Raw genomic sequence first — 25,608 nt, forward strand, 5'->3', positions numbered from 1 at the left:
GTAATGATGTAATCCTTGTCACATTACCCTTGCTTGATCTGTAAGGTTTGTCACAGGCGGGATGCGAGGCAGGACATGGCAGGCGAGGGCAAACGGGGCGAAAAGCTGATCATCGGGCAGCGTCTGAAGGTGCTGCGGCAATCGCTCGGGCTGACCCAGGCGCAGATGGCGAGTGAGCTTGGCGTCTCTGCCAGCTACATCACCCTGATCGAGGCCGACCAGCGCCCTGCCTCGGCGCAGTTTCTGATGAAACTCGCATCAATCTACGATCTGAATATCTCGGAACTCGCCCCGGCCAGTGACGCGCAGCTGGCCGCAGATTTCAACGCGGCGCTGAAAGATCCGCTCCTTCAGGCCGGGCAGATCCCGAAGGTCGAGATCGAGGCCGTGCTCCAGGCCTCGCCCCGGCTCGCACGCGCCTTCGTCCAGTTGCATGACCGCCACCGTGAGGCCGTCCTGCGCCCGATGGCGGATGACAACCCGCTGACCGATCGCGACAAGGTCGAGGTCCTCTCGGAAAGTTCGCGCCCGGCCGAGGCGGTGCGGGCCTGGTTCTACGCCCGCGGCAATCATGTCGACGCGCTCGACCGCGCCGCCGAGACGCTGGCGGCGGAATTGCAGCTCCACCGCAGCGAGCCGCATGTGGCGCTCTCGGCCCGGCTTTCGGCGCATGGCGTGCGAACCCGTATCCTGCCGGCGGATGTGATGGGCGGGCATCTCAGGCGGTTTGATCTGCATCGCAAGGAGCTGATGCTCTCTGAGCTGTTGCGCCAGTCAAGCCGGCGCTTTCAGATCGGCGTTCTGCTGGCGCGCCTGGAGCAGGAACCACTGATCGCGCGGCTCGTTGATGAGGCCGGGCTGACGGAGCCATCTGCTTTCACCCTGATGCGCGTCAGCCTTGCCAATTACTTCGCCGCAGCCCTGGTGATGCCCTATGCGCGTTTCCTCGGCGCCTGCGAAACAACGCGCTATGATGTCGAACTGTTGTCCCACCGCTTTGGCACCAGTTTCGAGCAGACGGCGCATCGCATGTCGACGCTGCAACGCGAGGGCGCGCGGGGCATCCCGTTCTTCTTCGTGCGGGTGGACCGCGCCGGGAACATCTCGAAACGCTTCTCGGCGGGGCGGTTCCCCTTCTCGCGCTTCGGCGGCACCTGCCCGCTCTGGAACATCCACGGCGCTTTCGAGACGCCCGATCAGGTACAGACGCAGCTGATCCGCATGCCCGAGGGCGCGAGCTATTTTTCGGTTGCGCGCACCGTGACCCGCGCAGGCGGCATGCAGGGGCAACCGGCGCAGCGGCTTGCGATCGGGCTTGGCTGCGATACCGCCTATGCGCCGCGGCTGATCTATGCGGATGGAATCGACCTTGTCAGATCGAAACCGGTTGAGATCGGGCTGAACTGCTATCTTTGCGAGCGTCGCGACTGCGCCGCCCGTGCCCATGCGCCGATCAACCGGCCGCTTGCGGTGAATGAACGCGAAAGAAGCCTCGCGATCTACCGCTTTGGCGAAGAGTAACATGCCGCCGGCATATCTCCGGCGGCATGATGATGTGATCTGATTATGCCGTCAGTTCTTTGCGGATGATCTCGGCACCGGCACCCAGAGCCTGCAATTTTGCCCTTGCGATATGGCGCGGCAGCGGTGCCATGCCGCAATTGGTACAGGGGCAAAGGTTTTCGGCATCTACGAATTGCAGCGCCTTGCGCAGCGTATTCGCCACTTCCTCCGGCGTCTCAACCCGTTCAGAAGCCACATCAATGGCCCCAACCATCACCTTCTTGCCCCGGATCAGGTCAATCAGATCCATCGGCACATGCGAATTATGGCATTCAAGCGAAACCATATCAATGCTTGACGCCTGCAGCTTCGGGAAGATCTTTTCATATTGGCGCCATTCGGTGCCGAGGGTCTTTTTCCAGTCCGTATTGGCCTTGATGCCGTAGCCATAGCAGATATGAACGGCGGTCTGGCATTTCAGGCCCTCAACCGCCCGCTCCAGTGTGGCAATCCCCCAGTCATTGACCTCATCGAAAAACACATTGAAAGCGGGCTCGTCAAACTGAATGATATCGACGCCTGCGGCTTCCAGTTCACGCGCCTCCTGATTCAGGATCGCAGCAAACTCCCAGGCAAGCTTTTCCCGGCTTTTGTAATGCGCATCATAGAGCGTGTCGATCATGGTCATCGGGCCGGGCAGCGCCCATTTGATCGGCTGATTCGTCTGCCGCCGCAGGAATTTTGCATCCTCGACAAAGACCGGTCTGCGGCGCGCCACGGCACCGGTGACGGTCGGCACGCTGGCATCATAACGATCCCGGATCCTGACGGTTTCTCGTTTCTCAAAGTCAACGCCTTCAAGATGTTCGATGAAAGTGGTGACGAAATGCTGACGGGTCTGTTCACCGTCGCTGACAATGTCGATGCCGGATTTCTGCTGATCGTCCAGCGCGAGGCGCAACGCATCCTGCCTGCCTTCGGCAAGCGTTGCCCCCTCAAGTTTCCAGGGCGACCAGAGTTTCTCGGGCTCGGCCAGCCAGGACGGTTTGGGAAGGCTGCCGGCAGTGGCAGTGGGGAGAAGTTTATTCATAGTGTGGAGCCTTTTATATTCTGTCAAAGCGCGAAACTGGCTGACCATTGCGAAAGCCTGGCCTGATACGGCCTGATAAAATGCTCTTCCGCGAATTTGGCCTGTTCCAGCGCCAGACGGCTGCGCTCTTCGCGGTCATAGACAATCCGCGTCAGAGAATAATCCTGATGCTTCAGGCTTGGGTGATAGCAGCTGCCCGCGGCGGCATTGGCGTTGTAGATTTCGGGGCGATAGATCTTCTGGAATGTCTCCATCATACTGATGGCGCTGATCATTTCCAGATTTGTATAATCAGCCAGAAGATCTCCCATGAAATAAAACGCCAGGGGGGCAACGGCGCCCGGCGGCATGAAACAGCGAACCGTCATGCCCATTTTTGCGAAATACCTGTCGGTCAGAGATGCTTCATCCTGCCTGTATTCAGCACCAAGAACAGGATGGGTGATATCGGTTCGAATATAGGTTCTGTTGCTTGATACGCTGAGACATATCACCGGTGTCTTGCTGAAGTTCCGGCGATAGACCTCAGATTTGACGAAACTCCTGAACAGATTTCCATGCAGGTCGCCAAAATCTTCCGGCTCGGTGAAGCCGGATTTTCCTTTGTTATGCTCCGGGAGCACTATGCTGAAATCATAATCCCGCACATAGGACGAGAAATTATTCCCCGCAGATCCATCAATGACATTGCCGATTTTGTGATCAAGGATGTTTGTCTTCAGAATTTCAATAATCGGAAACACACCCGCAGTTTCCGCATCCCCCATAGCCATATCGACGGATATGATCTCAACCCCGACGGAATACCGGTCACCTTTTGGGTTGTCCCAACCGGCCAGAGAATTGAATCTGTTGGTGATCATCGCCAGAGTGTTTCGCAAATTCTCGCGGCGGTGTGCCCCTCTGGCGAGATTGGCAAAATTGGTGGTGATGCGCGTATTTTCGGCCGGAATGTAATCCTCGTCGAAGCCAATCTTCGTAACCCTGAACGTGAAACCTTCTGTCATTGTGACATGCCTTCTGAGCGGCCTGAAAAGACAGGCCGGAAAACCACAGACACTCCGCGACGGATGTCGCGAAGCCGGCCCCGTGTGACAAATGTCACACGGGCCTTTGCAGTCACCTTTGCGGAACGGCCGCTCCCGACACGCCCACCGCGGCCGGAACAGGTGATCAATCCAGGCAGGTTTCCTGACTTGCGGGTCGTAACCTTGTCCGGCCTTCCCGGCGCAGAATGCGCGCCAGTGGCATTTCGGACAGGCTCGCCGCTCACAGTTGCGGGGGCAGCTCCGGATTTGGCATTGGCCTTACCGGATTCCCTTTTAACCGGGGCTTGCCCCCGGCACCTGAATCAATCGATAAAATCCTTTGGGGGCCCGGGAATGTCAACGATTTCAAAGGCAGATTATATTCATGAAAATCATGAGCGAAACCGGCAATGTAAGAGATCAGGTTCAGACGAAATTTTTTCAAAACACCCCTCGCGGCTGCACCTGTGCCGGAGCGTGCTTCTGCGCGCCAGGTGTATCTGAGGGAATTCATACGGTATTGTGTCGTTCCGGCGCATATTTAGCCGGTCTTTTTCACAGTTGGCGCAATCCGGTCAGCGAAATCACGAACTGTCCCTCGGACATCACCTGAAGCAGGCAGTCTGGCCCTCCGGTTTCAGGCCATATATGCTATAGCGCCTTGCATAGTCCTGCGATCTGACAGTCACGCAGAAGGATCTGCCTGTCTCGCTGTGGTCATCGACCTCCGTCCCGGCGTCTGAGCGGCTGGTCAATGTAAACCCGGCAGATTTGACCTGCGCTGCTCAGGGCGGTCTGGTGGCGCAAGCGGAAGGGGGCGCTACGGGGGCCCTGCGCGCGCCATAATCGCGGGCATTCCATGCGCCGCCACGGCGCCTGACACGACAACGCGACCGTTTACAGCGTCTTCAGACATATTTGCGATGCTCCGCGCGGCGCCGGTGAAATCTTTCTCGCCGTGTCTCTGGAATACAGCTAACATTTCCCCGGTCACGGGTATGTGATCCGTTGCCCGAATGGTTGTGGCACGGCTTACGATTGCAACAGGAGAACCGCAAATGGCGGAACAGGTGGCGGGGGCGGCCGACGCGGCTGCGCTTCACGGCGGCGGGGTCGATCTGACCACCATTGTCATTCTTCTGGCTGCGGCGGTGATCGCGGTGCCGCTGTTCAGGCGGCTCGGGCTTGGCTCGGTCCTGGGCTTTCTTGCCGCGGGGCTCTTGATCGGGCCATTCGGCCTCAGGGTGATCGAGGATGCCGAAGCGGTCATCCATGTCGCAGAACTCGGTGTTGTACTGTTTCTGTTTGTGATCGGGCTCGAGATGCAGCCCTCGCGGCTGTGGTCGATGCGCGGCGAGATTTTCGGGCTGGGGCTGATCCAGGTGGTCGGGGCCATCACGGTGCTGACCTGCGTCGGGCTGGCGCTTGGCTATCCGGCCTCGGCGAGCTTTGTCGCGGGCACCGGCTTTGTGCTGACCTCGACCGCGGTCGTCATGCAGATGCTGTCCGAGCGGCGGCAAATGGAGACCCCGGCCGGGCGGCGGATCATTTCGATCCTCCTGCTCGAGGATCTCGCCATCGTGCCGCTGCTGGCAATCGTCGCCTTTATCGCGCCTGGCGCCGAGGAAGCCACGATGATGGACCGGGTGCAGGACATCGGCGCCGGGCTTGGCTGTATCGTAGTGCTGGTTTTGGCCGGGCGCTATCTCCTTGATCCGATGTTTGGGTTTCTGGCGCGGTTTGGCGGGCGGGATGTGATGACGGCGGCCGCGTTGCTTGTCGTGCTGGCGGCGGCGCTTTTGATGCAGGCGGGCGGGCTTTCGATGGCGATGGGGGCTTTCCTCGCGGGCGTGCTCCTGTCGGAATCGAGCTATCGCCACCAGCTGGAAACCGATGTGGAGCCCTTCCGGGGCCTCTTGCTCGGCCTGTTTTTCATGGGGGTCGGGATGGCGCTGAACCTCACCGTGATCCGCGAGAATGCGGCGCTGATCGCCTTTTGCGTCCCCGTCTATATCATCCTGAAAATGCTGGTGATCTACAGCGTGGCCCGGCTTTTGAAAACGCCGGCACCCGAGGCGCGGGAACGCGCGGTCGTTATGGCCCAGGGCGGTGAATTTGCCTTCGTGCTCTATGGCACCGCGACACAGGTCGGGGTGTTGACGACGGAATGGAACGCGAACCTGACCGCGATTGTCATCTGCTCGATGGCACTGACCCCCCTGATGATGATCCTTTTTGACCGCTTTTCGCCGAAAGCCGTGGTTTCGATGGAAGGGGTCGAAGAAGCAAGCGGCCTGAACGCCAATATCCTGCTGATCGGCTTTGGCCGCTTTGGCCAGATGGTCAGCCAGCCGCTGCTGAAACGCGGCTATACGGTCTCGATCATCGATTCCGATGCGCAGGTGATCCGCGATGCGGCTGATTTCGGCTTCCGCGTCTGGTATGGCGATGGCACGCGCCTGGACATCCTCAGGAATGCCGGCGCGGCAGAGGCGAGCCTGATCGTCGCCGCCACCGATGACCGCGAGGCCACGCTGAAAATCGTCGAACTGGTGAAACACGAATTCCCGCTGGTGCCGGTCTTCGCCCGCGCCTGGGACCGGGAACATGCGGTTGCGCTGATGAAGGCAGATGCCGATTTCCAGATCCGTGAGACCCGCGATTCGGCGCTGGCTCTTGGCCACGCGGCACTGGTGCGGCTGGGCGACACCCCGGAAGAGGCCGATGATCTGATGCAGGATGTGCGGGCGAATGACATTCAGCGCCTCGCCATCGATTTCACCGAAGGCCTCGCGGCGGGTGCGGGCCTGATCCAGGGCAACAAGGATGCACCCTCGCATCACTGACGCGCCGGTTTACCCCTCGCGCAGTGTTGATCGGGGTTGATCGGACCCGCCGAGGGCCCGATCAAGGTCTTACTTGAAAATGTTCCCTTTATGTTCTATGTTCATCTTCATGAACAGAGGGGAGACCGCTATGGAAGCTGCCAGTTTCATCATGCCGGTGACGCCGCGCCAGATTGCCTATGCCCGCTCGCTGGCACTGCGCAACAAGACCCTCCTGCCCTGGGAGGTTCAGCAGGATCGCCGCAGTCTCAGCGCCTGGATCGAGGCGCAGGCGGGGCTGAAACCAGTGCAGGACAATCAGCCGACCTCGAAACAGGTCGCATTCGCCGAAAAGCTTGCCCGGATCAAACATCGCGCAGTGCCGGATGAATGCTTCCGCGACCGTCAGCTCCTGTCGCGCTGGATCGACAGCAACCGCTGAGATCTCAGCTGCCGCCCCCGGTGGCCAGCCCGAGAAAGGCGCGAAACACCCGGGCGGGGGGCGACAGCGCCCTGCCCTTCGACCAGCTCAGCCCGACATCCATGCTGGGCACCCCTTCGGCGACCGGGCGTTGTTCGATCCGCTGCCCTTCAAGCGACCAGGGCCGGTAGACCATATCGCTCAGGATGGTGACGCCCATGCCGCTCGCCACCATCGAGCGCACGGCTTCGACCGATGAAGTTTCGAAAATCACCCGGGGCCGGATGCCGAAACCTTGCCAGAACTTCGCCTGGGTGCGGTCGGCCTCATCCACCGTCAGCATGATATAGGGCTCGCGGATCACCGCCTCGACCGGCACCAGCGGCTCGGTCAGCAATGGGTGTTCAGTCGCCAGCCAGAGCCTGCGGCGCGAGCGGAACAAGGTCTCGAAATCCAGCTCCTCTTTATTGTCGAGGTTAGAGGTCAGCATCACCGCGATATCCAGATCGCCCGCCACAAGGGCAACCTCGATGGCCGGCCGTGGCATCTCATGCAATTCCAGCGTGATTCCGGGGTAAGACCGCCGGAACGCCGCCGCATGGCGCGCCATGAAATAGCCCGCCACCGTGTAGGACATGCCGAGGCGAAGCCGCCCCGTAGCGCCCGCCTCATCGCCAAGCGGACTGCGCACCGCATCCTCGACCGTGGCAAGGATTGTGCGGGCCCGCGAGAGGAACCGCGCCCCTTCGGGCGTCAGCACCATCCCCTTCGGGCTGCGCGACAAAAGCTTAACCCCAAGCCCGGCCTGCAAATCCTGGATCGCCGCGGTCACCGCCGATTGCGAGATATTCATTTCGATCGCAGCATGACTGATCTGCCCCGTCTCGGCGGCAGCGACGAAATATCTCAGCTGTTTCAGGGTCAGGGACATGCCCGGATTCTGTATCAGTTTTTCAGATATGCAATCGCGGAATTTCGTATTTGCCACAAAGGCCCGAGTCGCGCCACCATCCCTGAAAACCAATAGCAATACATAACACCAGGGAGGTGTGATGCCCGTCACGATCAATTGTGACATGGGTGAGAGCTTTGGGCTCTGGCGCATAGGTGACGATGCGGGGCTCATGCCGTTCATCGACATCGCCAATGTGGCCTGTGGCTTTCACGCCAGTGATTTCAATCACATGCGCATAACCGTGCAGCTTGCAAAGGCGCATGGTGTCAGGGTCGGCGCGCATCCTTCGCTGCCGGATCTGCAAGGTTTCGGGCGGCGCGAGATGAAGATCGGCCGCGAGGAAATGGCCAATGCGCTGATCTATCAGATCGGAGCGCTGGCGGGATTTCTGCGCGCGGAGGGGGTCGAACTCAACCATATCAAACCGCATGGCAGCCTCTTCGGCATGGCGGCGCGGCAGGAAGAAATCGCCCATGCGATTTGCGATGCGGCCGATATTTTCCAGGTGCCGGTTCTCGGCATGACCGGCACGCTGCATGAAACCGTCTATCCGGCGCGCGGCCATCGCATGATTGCCGAATTCTACGGCGATCTCGATTACCGCCCCGATGGCAGCCTGATCGTGACCCGCGAACATGACGCGAAAGACCCGGATGAGATGGCAAAACGCTGCCTGCGGGCCATCACCGAAGGCAAGGGCATCGCGACGGACGGCTCGTTCTTTCCGACCCGCTGCGAGACCATCTGCATCCATTCCGACACGCCCAATGCGGTCGACATCGCCCGCGCGGTGCGCGCCGTCCTCCAAACCCTTGTCTGAGAGGCAAACCCATGGCCCAGATCCTGTCCCCCCTGCCCGGCACGTTCTACCGCTCCGCCTCGCCTGACCAGCCGCCTTTCAAGGCCGATGGCGATGATGTGGCGGTCGGCGATGTGATCGGGCTGATCGAGGTGATGAAGAGCTTTCACGAGGTGAAATCCGATGTCGCCGGCAAGAATGTGCAATTCGTGACCGATAATGAAGAGCCGGTGATGGCCGGTGCCGTGCTCGCGGACCTGTCGTGATGATCCGCAAACTGCTGGTTGCCAATCGCGGTGAGATTGCTGTGCGGATCATCCGCGCGGCGCGGGATCTTGGCATCGCGACGGTTGCGGTCCATTCCGAAGCCGACCGCGACAGCCTGCATGTGCAGCTGGCCGATGAGGCGGTGAATATCGGGCCACCGGCGGCAAAGAAAAGCTACCTCTCGGTGTCTGCCATCCTGAAGGCCGCCAGCGATACCGGCGCCGATGCGGTGCATCCGGGCTATGGGTTTCTCGCCGAGAATGCCGATTTCGCCGATGCGGTGGTGGCCGATGGCCTGACCTGGGTCGGGCCGTCAGGCGCCGCGATCCGGCTGATGGGCGATAAGGTCTCGGCCCGGATCGCCGCAGACAAGGCGGGCGTGCCGGTGGTGCCGGGCTCGATGGGGCGGGTGGCCTCGATCATCGAGGCGCGTGACATCCTCAAAGAGACCGGTTTTCCGGTGATGATCAAGGCCGCCGCAGGTGGTGGCGGGCGCGGTATCCGCATCGCGAATGATCAGACGGAATTTGAAGCAGCCTTCCCCCAGGCCGCAGCCGAGGCGCTGGCCGCCTTTGGCGATGGCGGCCTCTATATGGAAAAGGTGATCGGCCAGGCGCGCCATATTGAGGTGCAGATCCTTGGTGACGGCGCCCGCGCGATCCATTGCTATGAGCGCGAATGCTCGTTGCAGCGTCGCCGTCAGAAGGTCTGGGAAGAGGCGCCCTCCATGGCGCTTTCGCCCGCGCTCAGGGCAGAGCTTTGCGCCAGCGCGGTGCGGCTGGCCGAGGCGGTGAACTATTCCGGCGCCGGTACGATTGAATACCTCTATGATGATGCCGCCGACCGGTTCTACTTCATCGAGATGAACACCCGTATCCAGGTGGAACATCCGGTGACCGAGATGATCACCGGCATCGACCTGGTGGCGGCAATGCTGCGGATCGCGGGGGGCGAAGCGCTCTGGATCAAGCAGCAGGATGTGCAGATCCGCGGCCATGCCATCGAGGTGCGGCTGAATGCCGAAGACCCCGCGAAGGGCTTTGCCCCCTTCCCCGGTACGATCTCGGACCTGCGCCTGCCCGGCGGGCCGGGGGTGCGCTTCGATTCCATGCTTTATGCGGGCTATACCGTTCCGCCATTTTACGACTCTCTGCTGGCGAAACTGATTGTCCATGCCGACAGCCGCGAGGCCGCCATCACCCGCCTCACCCGCGCTTTGTCCGAGACCAGGATCGAGGGCTGCAAGACCACGAAACCCCTGTTCCTCGCTCTGGCGGCTGACGCGTCGGTCCGCGCGGGCGCGTTCCACACCCGCTGGCTCGAAGGCTGGCTTGATGCAAATTCCGACCGGCTCAGCCCGGACACCTGATCAGGAGGGACCATGTCGATCCGTTTCAGCTTCGGGGGCGATGAGCATATTTTCGGCGAGGTTTCCGAAGGCATGTCGCTCGAATCCTTCTTCACCTCGCTCTCTATGACCAATGCGGTGCGGGAAGCGCAGATCAGCGGCGTGACCGAGATCTGCCCCGCCAATGCAAGCTTTCAGGTCAAATTCGACCCCGACCGCATCAAGCCAGCCGATCTGATGCGCGAGTTGCAGTCGATGGAGGCCGCTGCCGCCAGATCCGATGCCAGCCTGAAAACCCGCATCATCGAGATCCCGGTCCTTTACAATGACCCCTGGACCCATGAGACACTGATGCGCTTTCGCGAGCGCCACCAGGATCCGTCGAAAACCGACCTGGAATATGCGGCGGATGTGAACGGGCTCGGCACTGTCGGGAATTTCATCGAGGCGCATTCCAGCCAGCCCTGGTTCGTCTCGATGGTCGGCTTCGTCGCCGGGCTGCCGTTTCTTTACCAGATGGTCGAGCGCGAGCGTCAGCTCCAGGTTCCGAAATACCTCCGCCCCCGCACCGACACGCCGAAGCTGACGGTTGGGCATGGCGGGTGTTTTTCCTGCATCTATTCGGTGCGCGGCGCCGGTGGTTATCAGATGTTCGGTGTCACGCCGATGCCGATCTATGACCCGGCGCAAAAGGTGAATTACCTGAAGGACGAGATGTGCCTCTTCCGCCCCGGCGATATCGTGAAATGGAAGCCGGTGACCCGCGATCAGTATGACGCGGCGATCGAAGAGGTGGATGCGAACCGGTTCGAGCCGGTGATCCGCCAGACCAGTTTCAGCCTCTCGGAGTACAACAAGGATATGGCAGGCACCAAAGCCCGGCTGATGGAGGCGCTCAATGGCCGTTAAGATCATCAGCCCCGGCCTGTCGACCACCGTCCAGGACCTTGGCCGGCCCGGCTATTACCATCTCGGCATCCCGCTTTCGGGCGGCATGGACCGGTTTGCGCTGCGCGCCGCCAATATGCTGGTGGGCAATGACGAAAGCGCGGCTGTGCTCGAGGCCGTCTTCATGGGGCCGGAGGTGGAATTCACCACGGCTGCGACGGTCGCGGTCACCGGCGCCAGTTTGCCCCCCAAACTGAACGGCGCGGAACTCGCGACCTGGGAGGCTTTCCCGGTCAGACCCGGCGACCGGCTGTCCTTCGGCTTCCTGAAATCCGGCGCGCGGGTCTATATCGCGGTCTCGGGCGGCATTGATGTGCCCGTGACGCTGGGCTCGCGTTCGACCTATACGCTCGGCGCGCTTGGCGGGCATGAGGGGCGGGCGCTGAAAGCCGGCGACGAGTTGCCGCTTGGCGAGGGCACCGGCGGCAAGGGCACGGGCGGTAAGGGATCGCTACCCGAGGCGCTGCGCCGTCAGCCCGGCAATCCGGCGGAACTCAGGATGCTGCCGGGACTTTACTGGCACCGCATCACGGCGGAGGCGGGCAAACAGTTCTTTGCAGACACCTGGAAAGTCGCGCCCGAGGCGGACCGGATCGGCTATCGGTTCAAAGGCGGCACACCGCTGGATTTCGTGCCCCGCGAGCAGCCGTTCGGCGCGGGGTCGAACCCCTCGAACATCGTTGATGCCTGCTATCCTTACGGCTCGATCCAGGTCCCGGGCGGGACCGAACCCATCGTGCTGCACCGCGATGCGGTCTCGGGCGGCGGTTATATGATGCTGGGCTGTGTCATCTCGGCAGATATGGACCTGATCGGCCAGTTGCAGCCGCATTCTCCCGCGCGGTTCACCGAGGTCTCGATGGATCAGGCGCTGGCCGCGCGCCATGACCGTAAGGCGGCGCTGGCGCGGCTGCGCGCGCATCTCGGGCGCTGAGAGATGGAGCGGGGGCGCAATATGATCAACAGAGCCCCCGCCTCAACCGCGCCCGCGCGCCTCTTTCGGGGTCATGCCGAACCGGGCGCGAAAGGCGCGGGAAAACTGCGCCTGATCGGTGAACCCCCGCGTCCAGGCAATCTCGCCAATCGAGCGGCGGTCGCCAGGGGTCGCCAGATCCTCCTGCGCCGCCGTCAGCCGCATATCGCGGATCCAGGCGCCAAGCGTGGTGTTGGTGTCGCGCAGGACTTCATGCAGGTAACGCACCGAGATGCCGCAGCCCGCCGCCACCCTGTCCGGCCCAAGATCGGGGTCGTCGAGATGGCGGCGCACAAAGCCCTCGATCCGCATCAGATGACCGGCCCGGACCGAAGACACGCCCGATTGCATCACCCGGTCATCAGCCTGGATCGCCAGCGCCAGCAGATCCGCGAGCTGTCGTCCCACGGTCGAGCGGGTCTCCTCGCTCATCGCGTCGTAACGCGCCGGGATCAGATGGACCATATCGGTGAAAAACCCGCTCGCGCCATTGGTCGCGTCGAATTCCAGGCTGCAGAACCGGTCGGGCGCGCGGATGCGACCGCCGAGCATATCGGCCGTCACCTTCATCACCCAGAGGTCGGCCGGATCGTCATGGCTGAAATCATAGGGCTCATGGCTGCGTTCGATGAACCAGGCACCGGGATTGGCGCGGATCTCCTTGCCGCCCTGGCTGAACCGCACCTCGGAGCGCGCCGGAATGGTGATCAGATATTCCTCAGGCCCTGGCTCGCGGAAATGGCGCGGCAGGCGGCGGTAGAGGAGCGAGTCAGAGGTCAGGCGCGACAGCGAGACCTGGCCCAGCTGCCAGTTGGTGATCACCCCGTCAAAGGCCTCGGGGCGGCGGAAGGTCAGGTCGAGCGGAAAGTAGGCACGCGCGATGGTATCATGCCAGTGGCGGCTCCTGCCGGCAAGGTCGACCCCTTCGGTCGTGATGGTGGTTTTCATTATTGTGCTCCCCGTTGCGACCATCAGGCCATGGGGAAAACCACCTGTAAAGTGCGGCGTCTCAGACCGGCGATGCGGTGCACTCAGACGCAAAACTCCATGCGTCACCAGCAAAGACAGGGCGCAAAAAGCGGCATTAGCCTTTGCCCTACAGTGGTGCAACAGACGCCGCGTGACAGGGAGATCACTCGATTCGACCGGGCATTCCGCCCGAACGAAGTCCTGTTGCGTGGCCTCCAACGGGAGGTTCTGCAATGACGGATCCCACAGGCAAACAGGTCGAGGTTGACCCGATCACCCTTTCGGTGGTGCGCGGTATCCTTGAGACGACACAGCGCGAGATGACACTGTCTTTGGAAAAGACCGCGCGGTCTTCGGTCTTCAACCTGGCGCATGATTATTCGACGGCAGTCTTCAATCACCGGCCCGAGATGATCCTTCAGGGCCAGGATATTCCGATCCATCTCGGATCGCTGATCCCGGCGATGAAGGTGGTGGCGAAATATTTCGACGGAGAGATCAATGAGGGTGATCTTTTCATCCATAACGATCCGGCCTGGGGTGGCAGCCACGCGATCGACACCTGTTTCTACCGCCCGGTGTTCTGGCAAGGGCGGCTGAAATACTGGACCGTCTGCAAGGGCCATCTGACCGATGTCGGCGGGCCGGTTCCGGCGGGCTATAACCCGAACGCGAAAGAGATCTATGCCGAATGCCTGCGTATTCCGCCGGTCAAGATCTGGGATCGCGGTCAGCCACGCAAAGACGTGCTCAACATGATCCTGACCAATATGCGCGCGCGCCGCGATCAGGAGGGCGACTTCAACGCCCTGATCGGCGCCTGCCAGGTTGGCGAACGCGCGCTGATCCGGATGCTCGAGAAATACGGCGAAGCGCAGGTCGATGCCTGTATCGACATGCTTCTGAATATGGCCGAGAAACAGATGCGCAGCCTGATCTCTGACGTGCCCGATGGCAGTTATGAGGGGATGGCGATCCTCGAGGATGCCGGCCATGGCTATGGCGATTTCGAGATCCATGCGAAGGTCACCATCACCGGCGACAATTGCCATATCGCGATCTCGTCGCCGCCGCAGATCCCCTATTTCATCAACTCTTACGAAGGGAACAGCCATTCCGGCGTCTATCTCGGGCTGATGATGTTCGCACAGCTGCCGCCGCCCTATAATGAAGGGCTCTATCGCTGCGTCTCGGTCGATTTCGGCCCCAAAGGCACCATCTGCAACGCCCAGGAACCGGCGCCGCATATGAACTGCACCACGACGCCGATGGAGACGCTGACCGATGCGGTGCGTCTGGCGTTTGAAAAAGCCGTGCCGTCGAAGGTTTCCGCCTCCTGGGGGCACGCGAACGGGCTGAACATCGCGGGCTGGGACAAGCGCCATGATGAGGAATATGTCACCATGGTTCTCGCCACGATCATTTCGGGCGCGGGCGCCACGCCCAGCCAGGACGGCTGGCACGCCTGCGGGCCGGAATGCTGCTTCGGTGCGCTGACCTCCGGCGATGTCGAACTGCTGGAATACAGCTACCCGATCATCATCCACCGCTATTCGCTGATGGAAGACAGCGGCGGCGCGGGCAAGTTCCGCGGCGGGTCCGGCACCGCCTGGGAGGTGGAGCCTCTGAACAACGACATGACCTTCATCACCTTTGGCGAGGGACGCCGCATTCCGGCTGTGGGTGCAGCAGGTGCGGGATCGACCATTATCGACACCAAGGTCGGGCGGCTGGAACTGGTGAAGGACGGTGTTGAGACCACCATCCGCGAAAACATCATCGAGGTGATCAGACCCGGTGACCGCATCACCAACAAGAACCCGGGCGGCGGCGGCTATGGCGACCCGATGCTGCGCGCCGTCGAAAGCGTTGTGACGGATGTGAAAAACGGCCTCGTCTCGATCCGGGGCGCGAAGGAGGATTACGGCGTCATCATCTCTGACCCTGACACGCTGAGCGTGGATAGGGGTGCAACCGAAGCCCTGCGCGCGACCCGTCGTGCCCAGGCTGCGAAATAAGGGAGGATAAGGCTGTGAAATCTCAATACAGACTTGGCATCGACGCCGGCGGCACCTTCACCGATTTCGTGCTGGCCGACAGGTCCGGGCAGGTGCGGCTTTTCAAGGCGCTGTCCACGCCGCAGGATCCGACGCTCGCCATCAAAAACGGCCTCGCGATCATCGCGGAGGAGCTCGGCGTGCCCGCCGATCAGATCATCCCGAATTGCGATCTTTGTATCAATGGGACGACCGTCGGCCTTAACGCGCTGATCCAGCATAAGGGTGCGAAAACCGGGCTGATCTGCACCGCCGGCCATGAAGACAGCCTGGAAATCCGGCTGGGCCATAAGGAAGACGGTTATCGCTACGACCCGGAATATCCGCCCGCGACGATGCTGGTGCCGCGTTACCTGCGGCGCGGCGTCAGCGAACGCGTGCTTTCGGCGGGCGAAGTGCGAGTGCCCCTGAACGAGGCCGATATCCGGGCCGCCTGCGAGATCTTCCGCGCCGAAGGGATCAACACGGTGGCGATCAGTTTCGTCTGGTCGGTGCTGCATCCGGATCACGAACGCCGGGCCGGCGAGATCGTGCGCGAGATGATGCCCGGCGTGATCCTGACACTGGGGAGCGAGCTTTACCCCCAGGTGCGCGAATACACCCGCACCTCGACGGCAGTGGTGAATGCCTATCTCGCACCGATCATGAAACGTTATGTCGAGGCGGTGGACGGCTACTTCCGCTCGCTCGGCGCAAAGCAACCGGTGCGCTACTACCAGTCGAATGGCGGTCTCGCAGTTGGCCAGGTGATGACGGACCGGTCGGTCTATGCGATCAATTCCGGGCCAGCTTCGGCGCCGGTCGCGGGGCAATATGTCTGCGCGCCCTTTGGCAGGAAAGACGTGATCACCGTCGATATGGGGGGCACCTCTTTCGACATCACACTGACGAAAGACGGCTCGACCAATATCAACAAGAACATCGACTTCCTGCGTTACCGGATCGGGGTGCCGATGATCCAGGTCGAGACTTTGGGCGCCGGTGGCGGATCTGTCGGCTGGATCGACGAGATGGGGCTGATGCAGATGGGGCCGCAATCAGCGGGCTCCAGCCCCGGGCCGGCCTGTTACGGTCAGGGCGGGACCGAGCCGACGGTATCGGATGCGAACCTGGTGCTGGGCTATCTGAACCCCGAGGGCCTCGTGGGGGGCCGCCTGCCGCTGGATGCCGAAAAGGCCGCAGCGGCGGTGAAGACGCGGCTCGCGGACCCGCTGAATATGAGCCTGGAGCGCGCCGCCTATGGCATGTTCACCATCGTCAACGCCAATATGGTGAATGGCATCCGGCGGGTGACGGTTGAGCGCGGCTATGACCCGCGCGATTTCGTGCTGGTCGGTGCCGGAGGGGCGACAGCGGCGCATATCACGGCGCTGGCGGATGCGATCGGGATCGACACGATCGTGCTGCCGAAACTCGCCTCCGGGCTTTGCGCCTTTGGCCAGATCATCTCGGATGTGAAATACAACTACATGGCCACCTCGCCGTTGCGGCTGGATGCGACCGGCGCGCCCGCAAAGATCGACGCGCTGTTCGGCCAGATTGAGGCCCAGGGGCTGGAGCACCTGCGCTCTGACGGCTTTGATCAGACGACCAGCCGGGTCAAACGCAGCCTCGATATGCGCTATGTCGGCCAGGTCCATGAATGCACCGTGGAAATCGACACTTTTGTGGTCGATGACACCAGCATCGCGCGGATCAAAGACGCGTTCCACCGCCGCCATGAACAGCTCTACACCTATGCCGAGCCGCATTCGGTGGTCGAGGTCGTCAATATCGAAAGCACGGTTTACGGGCTGGTCGACAAACCGGCGCGGATGACGATTGCGGCGGGCAAAGGGGCCGACAGCGCGGTGAAATCCCACCGTGATGCGGTGTTCCGGGCAGACGGCAGCCGGGTGCAAACCCCGATCTATGACGGTGCGAAACTGGGCGCGGGCGACCGTATCACCGGCCCCGCCGTGATCGAGGAAATCACCACCACCATAGTCATCGAGCCGGGCTGGACGGCCAGTCTCGACCAAAGCGGGTCCTATCTGATCACCAAAGGGCCAGATCATCAAAGGAATGGGGCAAAATGAGCGAACTCAGCGCAGACGGGGTTTCGGTCGCCTTTGCAGGGCTGAAAGCCCTGTCAGAGGTCAGCCTTCAGCTCAGATCCGGTCAGATCCTCGGGCTGATCGGGCCGAATGGCGCGGGCAAGACCACCCTCGTCAATGTGCTGACGGGGTTTCAGGCCCCGACCTCTGGCGCTGTCCTTCTGGACGGCGCCAGCCTCTCGGGGCTTGAGGCGCATGAGCTGCGGCGGCGCGGCGTTGCCCGCACCTTCCAGGGCGGCCGGCTGTTTCGTGACCTGCCGGTGATCGACAATCTGGAAGTCACCGGACTTGGCCTCGGCCTGTCGCGCGCCGCCGCAATCCGCGAGGCCGGGGAGATGCTCGACTGGATCGGCATATCAGCCCTGGCCGACCGCATCGCCGGCACCCTGCCCTATACCGACGAGCGCCGCGTCGCCATTGGCCGCGCTTTGATGCGGGCGCCGGACTTCCTGTTGCTGGACGAACCTGCGGCCGGGATGAGTGCCGAGGAGGCCCGCGACCTCTCCGACCTGATCCGTCGCATCGCCCGCGAACGGGGCTGCGGTGTTTTGCTGATCGAGCATAATGTCGGCCTTGTTCTGGGGGTCTGTGACCATATCGTCGTGCTCGACTCCGGCGCCGTGATCGAGACTGGCCCGCCCGCCGCCATCCGCGCAAGCGAGAGGGTGCGCCACGCCTATATGGGCACCGCCGCCGATACCGGTCTGCCAGTTCAGGAGGCGCTGGTATGAGCCTGTTGAAGGTGTCGGATATCGGGGTGCGCTATTCCCGCCTGACCGCTGTCAGAAATGTCAGCTTCACCCTGGAAGAAGGCGAAGTGCTCTTTATCACCGGTCCGAACGGGGCGGGGAAAAGCTCGCTCCTGCGTGCGATTGCCGGGGTGACGCCGCCCGCCGGCGGCCGCATCGACTTTGCCGGGCGCGATATTACCGGACTTGTGCCAGAGACAATCGCGCGGCTTGGGCTGTCGATGGTGCCCGAGGGCCGCGATGTCTTCGCAAGCCTGACCATCGAGGAAAACCTGATGGTCGGCACCGGGATGCATTCGGGCGGGAACGGCTGGCGCGCCCGGGCGGCGGCGGAACTCGAGACGGTCTATGCGACCTTCCCGATCCTGAAAGAGCGCCGTCATTCCCAGGCCGGTCTGCTCTCGGGGGGACAACAGCAGATGCTGGTGATCGGGCGCGCGCTGATGACGCATCCGCGGCTGATCGCGATTGATGAGCCCTCACTCGGCCTCGCGCCGAACATCACCGATCAGGTTTACGAGCGCCTGATCGCTTTGCAGCAGGAACGCCGCCTGACGCTGCTGATCGTCGAGCAAAGCTCGACCCGCGCGATGCTGGTCGGGGGCCGCATGATGCTGATGCGGGGGGGCGAGATCGTGCTGGACGGTGACGCGCGCGCGCCTGGCAAAAGCGAGGCCATAGAGGCCGCCTATTTCGGATATGGAGAACAGGTATGAGCGCGCTTCAGATCATCTTCGACGCGCTGTCTCTGGGCTCGCTTTACGCGCTTGGCGCCCTGGGGATCGCGCTGATCTTCGGGGTGATGCGGCTGGTGAATTTCGCCCATGGCGATGTGATCGCCTTTTGCGTTTTCGCGCTTTTATGGCCCTCGGTCGATGCCATCGCCATTGTTTTCGCAGGCAATCTGCCCTGGTTCCTGCTGATCCCTTTCGTGCTGGCGATGGGAGCAGGGCTTTCGGTCCTTTGCGAACTGGTCGTCTTTCGCAGGTTTCGCAACACCAACCCGGCAACCATGATGATCGCCTCTTTCGCGCTTGGGTTTGTCATCCGCTATTTCCTGCTGATGCTGTTTTCCAGCCGGCCGAAATCCATCGCGCTGCTTCCTGAACTGAGCCAGCCGGTCACCGTCCTCGGTGCCCGCATGCCGCTGTTGCAGCTGATCACCATCCTCGTGACGGTGGGCGTTCTGCTTGGGCTGACCATCTTCCTGCGACGCACCCGCTTCGGGCTTGAGATGCGGGCGGCGGCCGAGAATTTCACCATGGCGCGGATGCTGGGTGTGCGCGCCAACCGGGTGATCATGGTCGCCTTCGCGCTGTCGGGGGCGCTGGCCGGGGCCATTGCGCTGATCCTCGGCAGCCAGACCGGCACCGCCAATATCGTGATGGGTGCCAATGTCATGCTGATGGCCTTTATCGCGACCGTGATCGGCGGCATGGGCAGCCTTGCCGGCGCGGTGCTTGCAGGCTTTTTGCTGGGCGCCACCGCGACGCTTTTGCAAGCACTTCTGCCCCCCGAGGCCCGCGCCTTCCGCGATGCCTTTGTCTATGGCGCGGTGATCCTTGTGCTGATCTTCCGCCCGCAGGGGATCCTGAGCGCAGGCGGCATGAAGGAAAGGGTGTAAGTCATGCGTCAGACCTCCTCCCTGACCATTTTGCGCAGATCCCTTGCGACCCCGGTGATCCTGATCCTGCTGCTCGTCGCCTTCGCGATCCTGTCCTGGGCGGTCGGGTCGCGCCCCTTCAACCAGACGATCATCGACATGCTGGTGCAGGTGACGCTGGTGACCGGGCTTTACATCTTCATCGGCAATTCGGGCGTGATCAGTTTCGGCCATGCCGCTTTTGCCTGCCTTGGCGGCTATGTCGTGGCCTGGACCACGATCAGACCGATAATGAAGAAAAACGCCATGCCCGGCCTGCCCGACTGGCTGATGAGCATGGAGATCGGCTGGTGGGCCGCCGCTGGCCTCGCCGCGCTCTGGGCCGCGCTCTGGGCAGGCATCTTCGGCGCAATCCTGATGCGGCTCTCCGGCATCGCCGCCTCGATTGCCACTTTCGCGATGCTCGCGATGATCAATGCGATCTATTCCAACTGGTCGGGCGTGACCGGCGGCACCTCGTCGATTGTCGGCATCCCGATCATCCGCTCGGTCTGGCCCTATCTGGGGGTCGCGAGCCTCGCCGTGATCGTGGCCTGGGCCTATTCGATCTCGCGCCAGGGGCTGATCCTCAGGGCCGCGCGCGACGAGCCGACCGCCGCCCGCGCCTCGGGCGTCGATATCCCCCGCGCGCGGCTGATCGCTTTCATCCTTTCCGGCGCGGTGATGGGCGCCGGCGGCGCCATGCTCGCGCTGTCGATCGGGGTGGTGACGCCGAACTCCTTCTATCTCGGGCTCACCTTCACCACGCTTTCGATGCTGGTGGTCGGCGGCATGGCGTCATTGTCGGGGGCGGTTCTGGGCGTGCTGATCCTGTCATCCCTGATCCAGGCTCTGCGCTGGCTCGAGGCGGGGGTGCAGATCGGTGACACGACCTTCGCGCTGCCCGGCGGCGTGCAGGAGATCGGGCTTGGCCTGGTGATGATCCTGATCCTGATGTTCCGCCCGGCTGGCATCATGGGCAACCGCGAATTGAACCTCCCCAGGCGGCGCTGACCGTGAGGGGCATGACAGGCGACGGCTGAACCGTCGCGATAACCCAAGCAACAGGGAGCCTGAAAATGAAAAAACTGATGACCATGCTGGCCGCGTCCACCTGCATTGCCGGCCCGGCACTGGCAGATGACGAGCGGATCGTGGTGGGCTTTGCCACCGCCCAGACCGGTTTCATGCAGGGCTATGACAAGCCCGCCGAAGACGCGGCGATGATCCGCATCAGGGAGATCAACGAGGCGGGCGGCCTTCTGGGCAAACAGATCGAGGTGGTGACCGCCGACACCAAAACCGATATGGCCGAAGGCGCGAAGGCCGGGCTTTCGGTCGTGGATCAGGGCGCGGATCTGGTCGTGGTCTCCTGCGATTATGACTTCGGCGCGCCTGCCGCACTTGCGGCGGAAAGCCTCGGGGTGATTTCCTTCTTCATCTGCGCGGAATCGGTGAAGGCAGGCATCCAGGGGGTCGGGCCGAACAGCTTTTCGGCCTCGGTTCTGGCACCGGTCCAGGGCGCGACCATGGCAGAATGGTCCTATAAGGAAAAAGGCGCACGGAGCTATTACCGCCTGCTCGACACCTGGACCGAATATAACAAAGGGATCTGTGACGGCTTTGACTGGATGCTGCCACAATTGCCGGAGGCAAAGCTGGTCGGCGAGGATACGTTCGTGAACGAGGATGCCTCCATCGCGGCACAGATCTCGCGGATCAAGGCGCTGCCGGAAGAGCCCGATGCGATCATGCTCTGCTCGATGATGCCGGGCTTTGTCTCGGCGGTGAAACAGATCCGCGCGGCGGGGATCAATTCGATGCTCCTGAACGGCTCGGGCGCCGATGGCAGCTACTGGATGTCGGCGGTGCCCGATCTGTCGAATTTCTACGTGCCGGCGCAGGGTTCGGTCTTCGGCGATGACCCGAGTGCCGATGTGAACGCCTTTGTGAAGAAATATGCAGAGGCCACCGGCGCGCCCCCCGCGACGCAATATACCTTCCCGGGCTATGTGATGATCGACGTCTGGGCAAAGGCGGTCGAGCGCGCCGGCACCACCGAGACCGCAGCCGTTGTCGCCGAGCTGGAGAAGATGAATGAAGAGCCGACCCTCTTCGGCCCGCGCACCTTCACCGCCGAGCTGCACCACCAGAACAAGGCCGAATATCGCATCATCGGCACCGAAAACGGCAAGCCGGCCGTGGTCGGCACCTGGACGATCTCGGAACCCGTGCCGCTGGATGCCCTGCTGAAATAGCCGCTTCTGCGGGCCGGAGCGCAGGCTTCGGCCCGAAATTTACGCAAAAGACCGAAGAAAGCCGGTATCCCCCCGGTTCCGGCTTCCCTTCGGATCGCAGCCGCGTTACCGTTATGTCAAATACCGGCAGCCACGCCCCGTTCTGATCGCGTTATCCACGCAGATCGGCGCGGGGTTTTTTGCATTTTTGGGGCGTGATGAAACGCAGCATCGATATCGGCATCCTGCAATCGCAGAGCGGCAATTACGCCGCCCTTTCGGTCATCAGCCGGGCAGGACTGTTGCGCGGCGTGGCCGAGGTCAATGCGAGCCCCGATTACGACCTGTGCTTCCGCGTCTGTGGGCGCGACCCCGAAGGCCGCACCGACCGCTATGCACCTTTGTGCCGCGAGATCCTGCGCGAAACCGGGGCGCGCCATATCTTCGGCTGTGTCACCTCGTCCAGCCGCAAAGAGGTGATCCCCGAGCTGGAACGCTTTGACGGCGTGCTCTGGTACCCGCTGCCCTATGAGGGGTTCGAGGCCTCGGAACGCGTGGCCTATCTGCATTCCTGCCCGAACCAGCATCTGCTGCCGCTGCTGGACTGGGCGCTGCCCGCGCTCGGGCGGCGCGGCTATCTGGTCGGCTCGAATTACATCTGGGGCTGGGAAATCGCGCAGATCGCGCGCGAACGGATCGCGGCGCTTGGCGGCGAGGTGGCGGGCGATCGCTATCTGGCGCTTGGGGATTGCGATTCCAGTCATATCATCAATGAGATCGCGGCTTTGCAGCCTGATTTCATCCTGAATTCCCTTGTCGGGGAAAGCGATTATGCCTTCCTGTCGCAGCTCCGGGATCTGCGCGACAGGACCGGGGCGCGGCTGCAGGTGCTGTCGTGCAATTTCACCGAATGCGAGATCGAAAGCAGCCAGGGCGGGGCCGAGGGTCTGATCGCGGCCGGCCCCTGGTTCGAGCCTGGCGAGGGGCGCGGCGGCTCGATTGCCGAGGTGGCGCGCCGCTCGGTACATGAGCTCGCGCGGCTGTTGCATGGCCGCCCCGGGGCCGAGCGGCTGAGCCTTGCAGACCTGCTTCGCGATGCGCCGGGCGCGGCGCGCTCCCGCCTCGATCCGACCCATTTCCACGCTGCGCAGCCGGTGGTGATCGCACAGATCCGGGAGGGGCGCTTTCACGAGATCCTGCGCCATGCGCCGCGCGCCGCCGACCCCTATCTGACCGCACGCGACCGGGATCTGCCCTCTGCCCCGATCTTGCGGGTGGTGTCATGACGCGGCTCCGCACCGAAAACCTCGGCAATGCGCTGGCCTTTGTGCTGCACCGGCCGCATCCCGCGATCCAGGGGCTGACGCGCCAGCTCCGGGTCATCGGGCTTGAGCTGCGCGAGGTCTGGCCCGATCTGCCTGCCGAGGCGATCAGTGCCGATTTCATCTTTTACGATGCCGATACCGGCCATGACGAGCAATTCCCCTGGGCGCCGGGGGCCTCGCCCATGCCGATGATCGCGCTGATCGGGTCCGAGGCACCGGGGCGGCTGAACTGGGCGCTGACCATGGGCGCCCATGCGCAGCTTCTGAAACCCGTGAGCGACAAGGGCGTCTATGCAGCGCTTCTGGTGGCGCGGGCGAATTACGACCGGGCGCGCGCCTCGGATGCGCTGATAGCGGATCTGGAAGACCGGCTTTCGGCGCGGCAGACCGTGGTCCAGGCCGTGATGATCTTCGTCCTGCGCGGCAAGTCCGAAGCCGAGGCCTATGAGCTTTTGCGCCAGACCGCCATGGCCTGGCGCGTCACCATCGAGATCGCTGCCGCAAGGCTGGTGGCCAATCACCGGGCGGAATCCCCGGGCAAAGAGGACCGCAAATGACCGCCGCTGCCCCTATCGCAACCGCGCCCGCCGACAAAGCGCCGTCGGTGCTGCGCCGCCTTTTGGGGCGCAAACTGGCGCTGTTCGGCTTTCTGATCATCGTGATCTGCGTCGGCGGCGCGGTCTTCGCCAACTGGCTGGCACCCTTCGATCCGAATGAGCAGTTTTTCGACGGCCTGACCCTCGAGGGCGCGCCGCTGCCGCCCGGACCGGTCTATTGGTTCGGAACCGACCTTCTGGGCCGCGATCTGCTGTCGCGGCTGTTATACGGCGCGCAGACCTCGCTGATCATCGGGCTGGTGGCCAATGGCGCGGCTTTGTTCATCGGCACGCTGGTCGGGGTCACCGCGGGCTATTTCCGGGGTGTCATCGGCACGGTCCTGATGCGGTTCACCGATCTGATGATGGCCTTTCCGGCGCTGTTGCTGGCGATTTGCCTGGCCGCGATCTTTCAGCCGTCTTTGTGGATCGTGGCCCTGGTGATCGCTTTCGTGAACTGGGTGCAGACCGCCCGTGTGGTCTTTACCCAGACCTCCTCGCTGGCCGAGCGCGATTTCATCGCGGCCGAAAAAACGCTGGGCGCCGGGCATGGACGGATCCTCTTTCGCCACATCCTGCCGCATCTTCTGCCCACGCTGATCGTCTGGGGCACATTGGGGATCTCGACCACCGTGCTTCTGGAGGCGACGTTGTCCTTCCTTGGCGTGGGTGTGCAGCCGCCGATCCCGTCCTGGGGCAATATCATCTTTGAAAACCAGACCTGGTTCCAGGCCGCGCCCTGGCTGGTGTTTATCCCCGGCGCCGCGATCCTTCTGCTCGCGCTCGCCTTCAACCTGGTCGGAGACGCTTTGCGTGACATTCTCGACCCGACACAACAGGGGCGCGACTGATGCTGGCCTATATCCTGCGCCGCCTTGCGCTCTCGGCGCTGATCCTCCTTGGGGTCTCGTTCATCACCTTCGTTCTGCTTTACGTGCTGCCCGCCGACCCGGTGCGCCAGATCGCGGGGCGGTCCGCCACCCCCGAAACGGTCGCAAGCATCCGGCGCCAGCTGGGCCTCGATCAGCCCTTCGTCGTGCAATATGGCCATTATCTGTGGAACCTGCTGCAAGGCGATCTGGGCAGGTCATATCTGCAAAAGACCGAAGTGGCGGCGCTGATCACCTCGCGCCTGCCTGCGACGCTCTTGCTGATGCTGGCGGCGATCACCTGCGAGCTCGTGATCGGCCTGACGCTTGGCGTCATCGCGGCGCTTTACCGGGGCCGCGCGCTCGACAATGTGCTGATGCTCTCAAGCTTTGTCACGGTATCCGCGCCGCAATTCGTGGTGGCGCTGCTGCTCCTTTATGTCTTCGCGGTCAAGCTTGGCTGGTTCCCGATCGGCGGCTATGGCACATTCGCGCATCTGGTGCTGCCGGCGCTGACTTTGGGGATCCTCGGTTCGGGCTGGTATGCGCGGATCATGCGGTCTTCGATGCTGGACGTGCTGCGCGCCGATTTCATCCGCACCGCCCGGGCCAAGGGTCTGGGGCGCGGGCGGATCATCCTTGGCCATGCCATCCCCAATGCCATCCTGCCGGTGATCGCCATGATCGGCATTGATATCGGCATCTTCATGTCCGGGATCGTGGTGGTGGAAAGCGTCTTTGGCTGGCCCGGCATCGGCCAGCTGGCCTGGCAGGCGATCCAGCGCGTCGACATCCCGATCATCATGGGCGTCACGCTTGTCTCGGCCTTTGCCATCGTGATCGGCAATCTGCTTGCCGACCTGATTTCCCCGCTTATCGACCCGCGCATCAAACTGCGCTGACCAAACCAA

Annotated in this window: 23 protein-coding genes and 1 riboswitch; of the genes, 19 read left to right on the plus strand and 4 right to left on the minus strand. The window is 62.5% G+C overall.

All coding sequences use genetic code 11. From position 1 onward, the window contains the following. The first annotated feature begins 75 nt into the window (after nt 1–75). A complete protein-coding gene (locus tag JC607_RS00005; protein WP_198834887.1) occupies nt 76–1,521 on the plus strand; it encodes a short-chain fatty acyl-CoA regulator family protein in 1,446 nt (481 codons plus the stop codon). Nucleotides 1,522–1,564: 43 nt separating this feature from the next. Here JC607_RS00005 and JC607_RS00010 read toward each other — a convergent pair whose 3' ends face one another. Both JC607_RS00010 and JC607_RS00015 read right to left on the minus strand, forming a co-directional pair. Continuing rightward, complete coding sequence (locus JC607_RS00010) at nt 1,565–2,593, minus strand: methionine synthase (RefSeq protein WP_198834888.1); 1,029 nt, start codon at nt 2,591–2,593, stop codon at nt 1,565–1,567. Nucleotides 2,594–2,616: 23 nt separating this feature from the next. Beyond that, a complete protein-coding gene (locus JC607_RS00015; RefSeq protein ID WP_198834889.1) occupies nt 2,617–3,600 on the minus strand; it encodes a DUF1852 domain-containing protein in 984 nt (327 codons plus the stop codon). 156 nt (nt 3,601–3,756) lie between these two features. Next, a riboswitch (cobalamin riboswitch) is annotated at nt 3,757–3,958 on the minus strand. Nucleotides 3,959–4,679: 721 nt separating this feature from the next. Between JC607_RS00015 and JC607_RS00020 the strand changes: the two genes are divergently transcribed. Together JC607_RS00020 and JC607_RS00025 are read left to right on the plus strand one after the other, a co-directional pair. Beyond that, entirely contained in the window at nt 4,680–6,467 is a 1,788-nt protein-coding gene (locus JC607_RS00020) for a monovalent cation:proton antiporter-2 (CPA2) family protein (RefSeq protein ID WP_198834890.1), read from the plus strand. Between the two features lie 130 nt (nt 6,468–6,597). Then, nucleotides 6,598–6,888, plus strand: coding sequence for a hypothetical protein (locus JC607_RS00025; RefSeq protein WP_092902324.1), 291 nt, complete (start codon nt 6,598–6,600; stop codon nt 6,886–6,888). Between the two features lie 4 nt (nt 6,889–6,892). Here the strand turns inward: JC607_RS00025 and JC607_RS00030 are convergent, their stop codons facing one another. Then, a complete protein-coding gene (locus JC607_RS00030) occupies nt 6,893–7,798 on the minus strand; it encodes a LysR family transcriptional regulator (protein WP_198834891.1) in 906 nt (301 codons plus the stop codon). 121 nt (nt 7,799–7,919) lie between these two features. On the opposite strand from JC607_RS00030, the gene JC607_RS00035 reads away from it, so the two are divergent. From JC607_RS00035 to JC607_RS00055, 5 genes are read left to right on the plus strand one after another with little or no spacing between them, the layout of a single operon-like run. Next, entirely contained in the window at nt 7,920–8,642 is a 723-nt protein-coding gene (locus JC607_RS00035) for a LamB/YcsF family protein (protein WP_198834892.1), read from the plus strand. An 11-nt stretch (nt 8,643–8,653) separates the two neighbouring features. After that, entirely contained in the window at nt 8,654–8,887 is a 234-nt protein-coding gene (locus JC607_RS00040; protein ID WP_198834893.1) for an acetyl-CoA carboxylase, read from the plus strand. Further along, entirely contained in the window at nt 8,884–10,257 is a 1,374-nt protein-coding gene (locus JC607_RS00045; protein ID WP_198834894.1) for an acetyl-CoA carboxylase biotin carboxylase subunit, read from the plus strand. Before JC607_RS00040 ends, JC607_RS00045 begins: the two co-directional genes overlap by 4 nt. Before the next feature lie 12 nt (nt 10,258–10,269). Further along, nucleotides 10,270–11,145 carry an allophanate hydrolase subunit 1 gene (locus JC607_RS00050; RefSeq protein WP_198834895.1) on the plus strand — a complete coding sequence of 292 codons (876 nt, stop codon included), beginning with the start codon at nt 10,270–10,272 and terminating at the stop codon, nt 11,143–11,145. Continuing rightward, nucleotides 11,135–12,118 (plus strand): biotin-dependent carboxyltransferase family protein, encoded by a 984-nt coding sequence (locus JC607_RS00055; RefSeq protein ID WP_198834896.1) that lies wholly within the window; start codon nt 11,135–11,137, stop codon nt 12,116–12,118. The genes JC607_RS00050 and JC607_RS00055 overlap by 11 nt, the downstream gene beginning before the upstream one ends. A 42-nt stretch (nt 12,119–12,160) precedes the next feature. Here JC607_RS00055 and JC607_RS00060 read toward each other — a convergent pair whose 3' ends face one another. Further along, a complete protein-coding gene (locus tag JC607_RS00060) occupies nt 12,161–13,105 on the minus strand; it encodes an AraC family transcriptional regulator (protein ID WP_198834897.1) in 945 nt (314 codons plus the stop codon). 254 nt (nt 13,106–13,359) lie between these two features. Here JC607_RS00060 and JC607_RS00065 point away from each other — a divergent pair, with 254 nt between their 5' ends. The 11 genes from JC607_RS00065 to JC607_RS00115 all read left to right on the plus strand — a co-directional run bounded on the left by JC607_RS00065 (nt 13,360) and on the right by JC607_RS00115 (nt 25,599). Beyond that, nucleotides 13,360–15,144: a hydantoinase B/oxoprolinase family protein gene (locus tag JC607_RS00065; protein WP_198834898.1), complete on the plus strand. Its 1,785-nt coding sequence runs from the start codon at nt 13,360–13,362 to the stop codon at nt 15,142–15,144. A 14-nt stretch (nt 15,145–15,158) separates the two neighbouring features. Next, nucleotides 15,159–17,261, plus strand: a complete 2,103-nt coding sequence (locus JC607_RS25905; RefSeq protein ID WP_370584708.1) for a hydantoinase/oxoprolinase family protein — start codon at nt 15,159–15,161, stop codon at nt 17,259–17,261. Further along, nucleotides 17,258–18,010: an ABC transporter ATP-binding protein gene (locus JC607_RS00075; protein ID WP_198834899.1), complete on the plus strand. Its 753-nt coding sequence runs from the start codon at nt 17,258–17,260 to the stop codon at nt 18,008–18,010. Before JC607_RS25905 ends, JC607_RS00075 begins: the two co-directional genes overlap by 4 nt. Continuing rightward, nucleotides 18,007–18,744 (plus strand): ABC transporter ATP-binding protein, encoded by a 738-nt coding sequence (locus JC607_RS00080; protein ID WP_198834900.1) that lies wholly within the window; start codon nt 18,007–18,009, stop codon nt 18,742–18,744. Before JC607_RS00075 ends, JC607_RS00080 begins: the two co-directional genes overlap by 4 nt. Further along, entirely contained in the window at nt 18,741–19,652 is a 912-nt protein-coding gene (locus JC607_RS00085) for a branched-chain amino acid ABC transporter permease (RefSeq protein ID WP_198834901.1), read from the plus strand. The genes JC607_RS00080 and JC607_RS00085 overlap by 4 nt, the downstream gene beginning before the upstream one ends. A 3-nt stretch (nt 19,653–19,655) precedes the next feature. Then, nucleotides 19,656–20,684 (plus strand): branched-chain amino acid ABC transporter permease, encoded by a 1,029-nt coding sequence (locus JC607_RS00090; RefSeq protein WP_198834902.1) that lies wholly within the window; start codon nt 19,656–19,658, stop codon nt 20,682–20,684. Between the two features lie 65 nt (nt 20,685–20,749). Next, the gene (locus JC607_RS00095) at nt 20,750–21,928 is read left to right on the plus strand and encodes an ABC transporter substrate-binding protein (RefSeq protein WP_198834903.1); all 1,179 of its coding nucleotides are present in this window, start codon (nt 20,750–20,752) and stop codon (nt 21,926–21,928) included. A gap of 197 nt (nt 21,929–22,125) precedes the next feature. Continuing rightward, complete coding sequence (locus JC607_RS00100) at nt 22,126–23,193, plus strand: transporter substrate-binding protein (protein ID WP_198834904.1); 1,068 nt, start codon at nt 22,126–22,128, stop codon at nt 23,191–23,193. Next, on the plus strand, nt 23,190–23,789 hold the full coding sequence (locus tag JC607_RS00105; RefSeq protein WP_198834905.1) for an ANTAR domain-containing response regulator: 600 nt from the start codon (nt 23,190–23,192) through the stop codon (nt 23,787–23,789). The genes JC607_RS00100 and JC607_RS00105 overlap by 4 nt, the downstream gene beginning before the upstream one ends. Beyond that, complete coding sequence (locus tag JC607_RS00110) at nt 23,786–24,679, plus strand: ABC transporter permease (RefSeq protein WP_198834906.1); 894 nt, start codon at nt 23,786–23,788, stop codon at nt 24,677–24,679. Before JC607_RS00105 ends, JC607_RS00110 begins: the two co-directional genes overlap by 4 nt. After that, complete coding sequence (locus tag JC607_RS00115; protein WP_198834907.1) at nt 24,679–25,599, plus strand: ABC transporter permease; 921 nt, start codon at nt 24,679–24,681, stop codon at nt 25,597–25,599. Before JC607_RS00110 ends, JC607_RS00115 begins: the two co-directional genes overlap by 1 nt. The last annotated feature ends 9 nt before the right edge of the window (nt 25,600–25,608 follow it).

This window comes from Paracoccus sp. IB05 (assembly GCF_016405985.1).
In the GTDB taxonomy this organism is placed as follows: domain Bacteria; phylum Pseudomonadota; class Alphaproteobacteria; order Rhodobacterales; family Rhodobacteraceae; genus Pseudogemmobacter.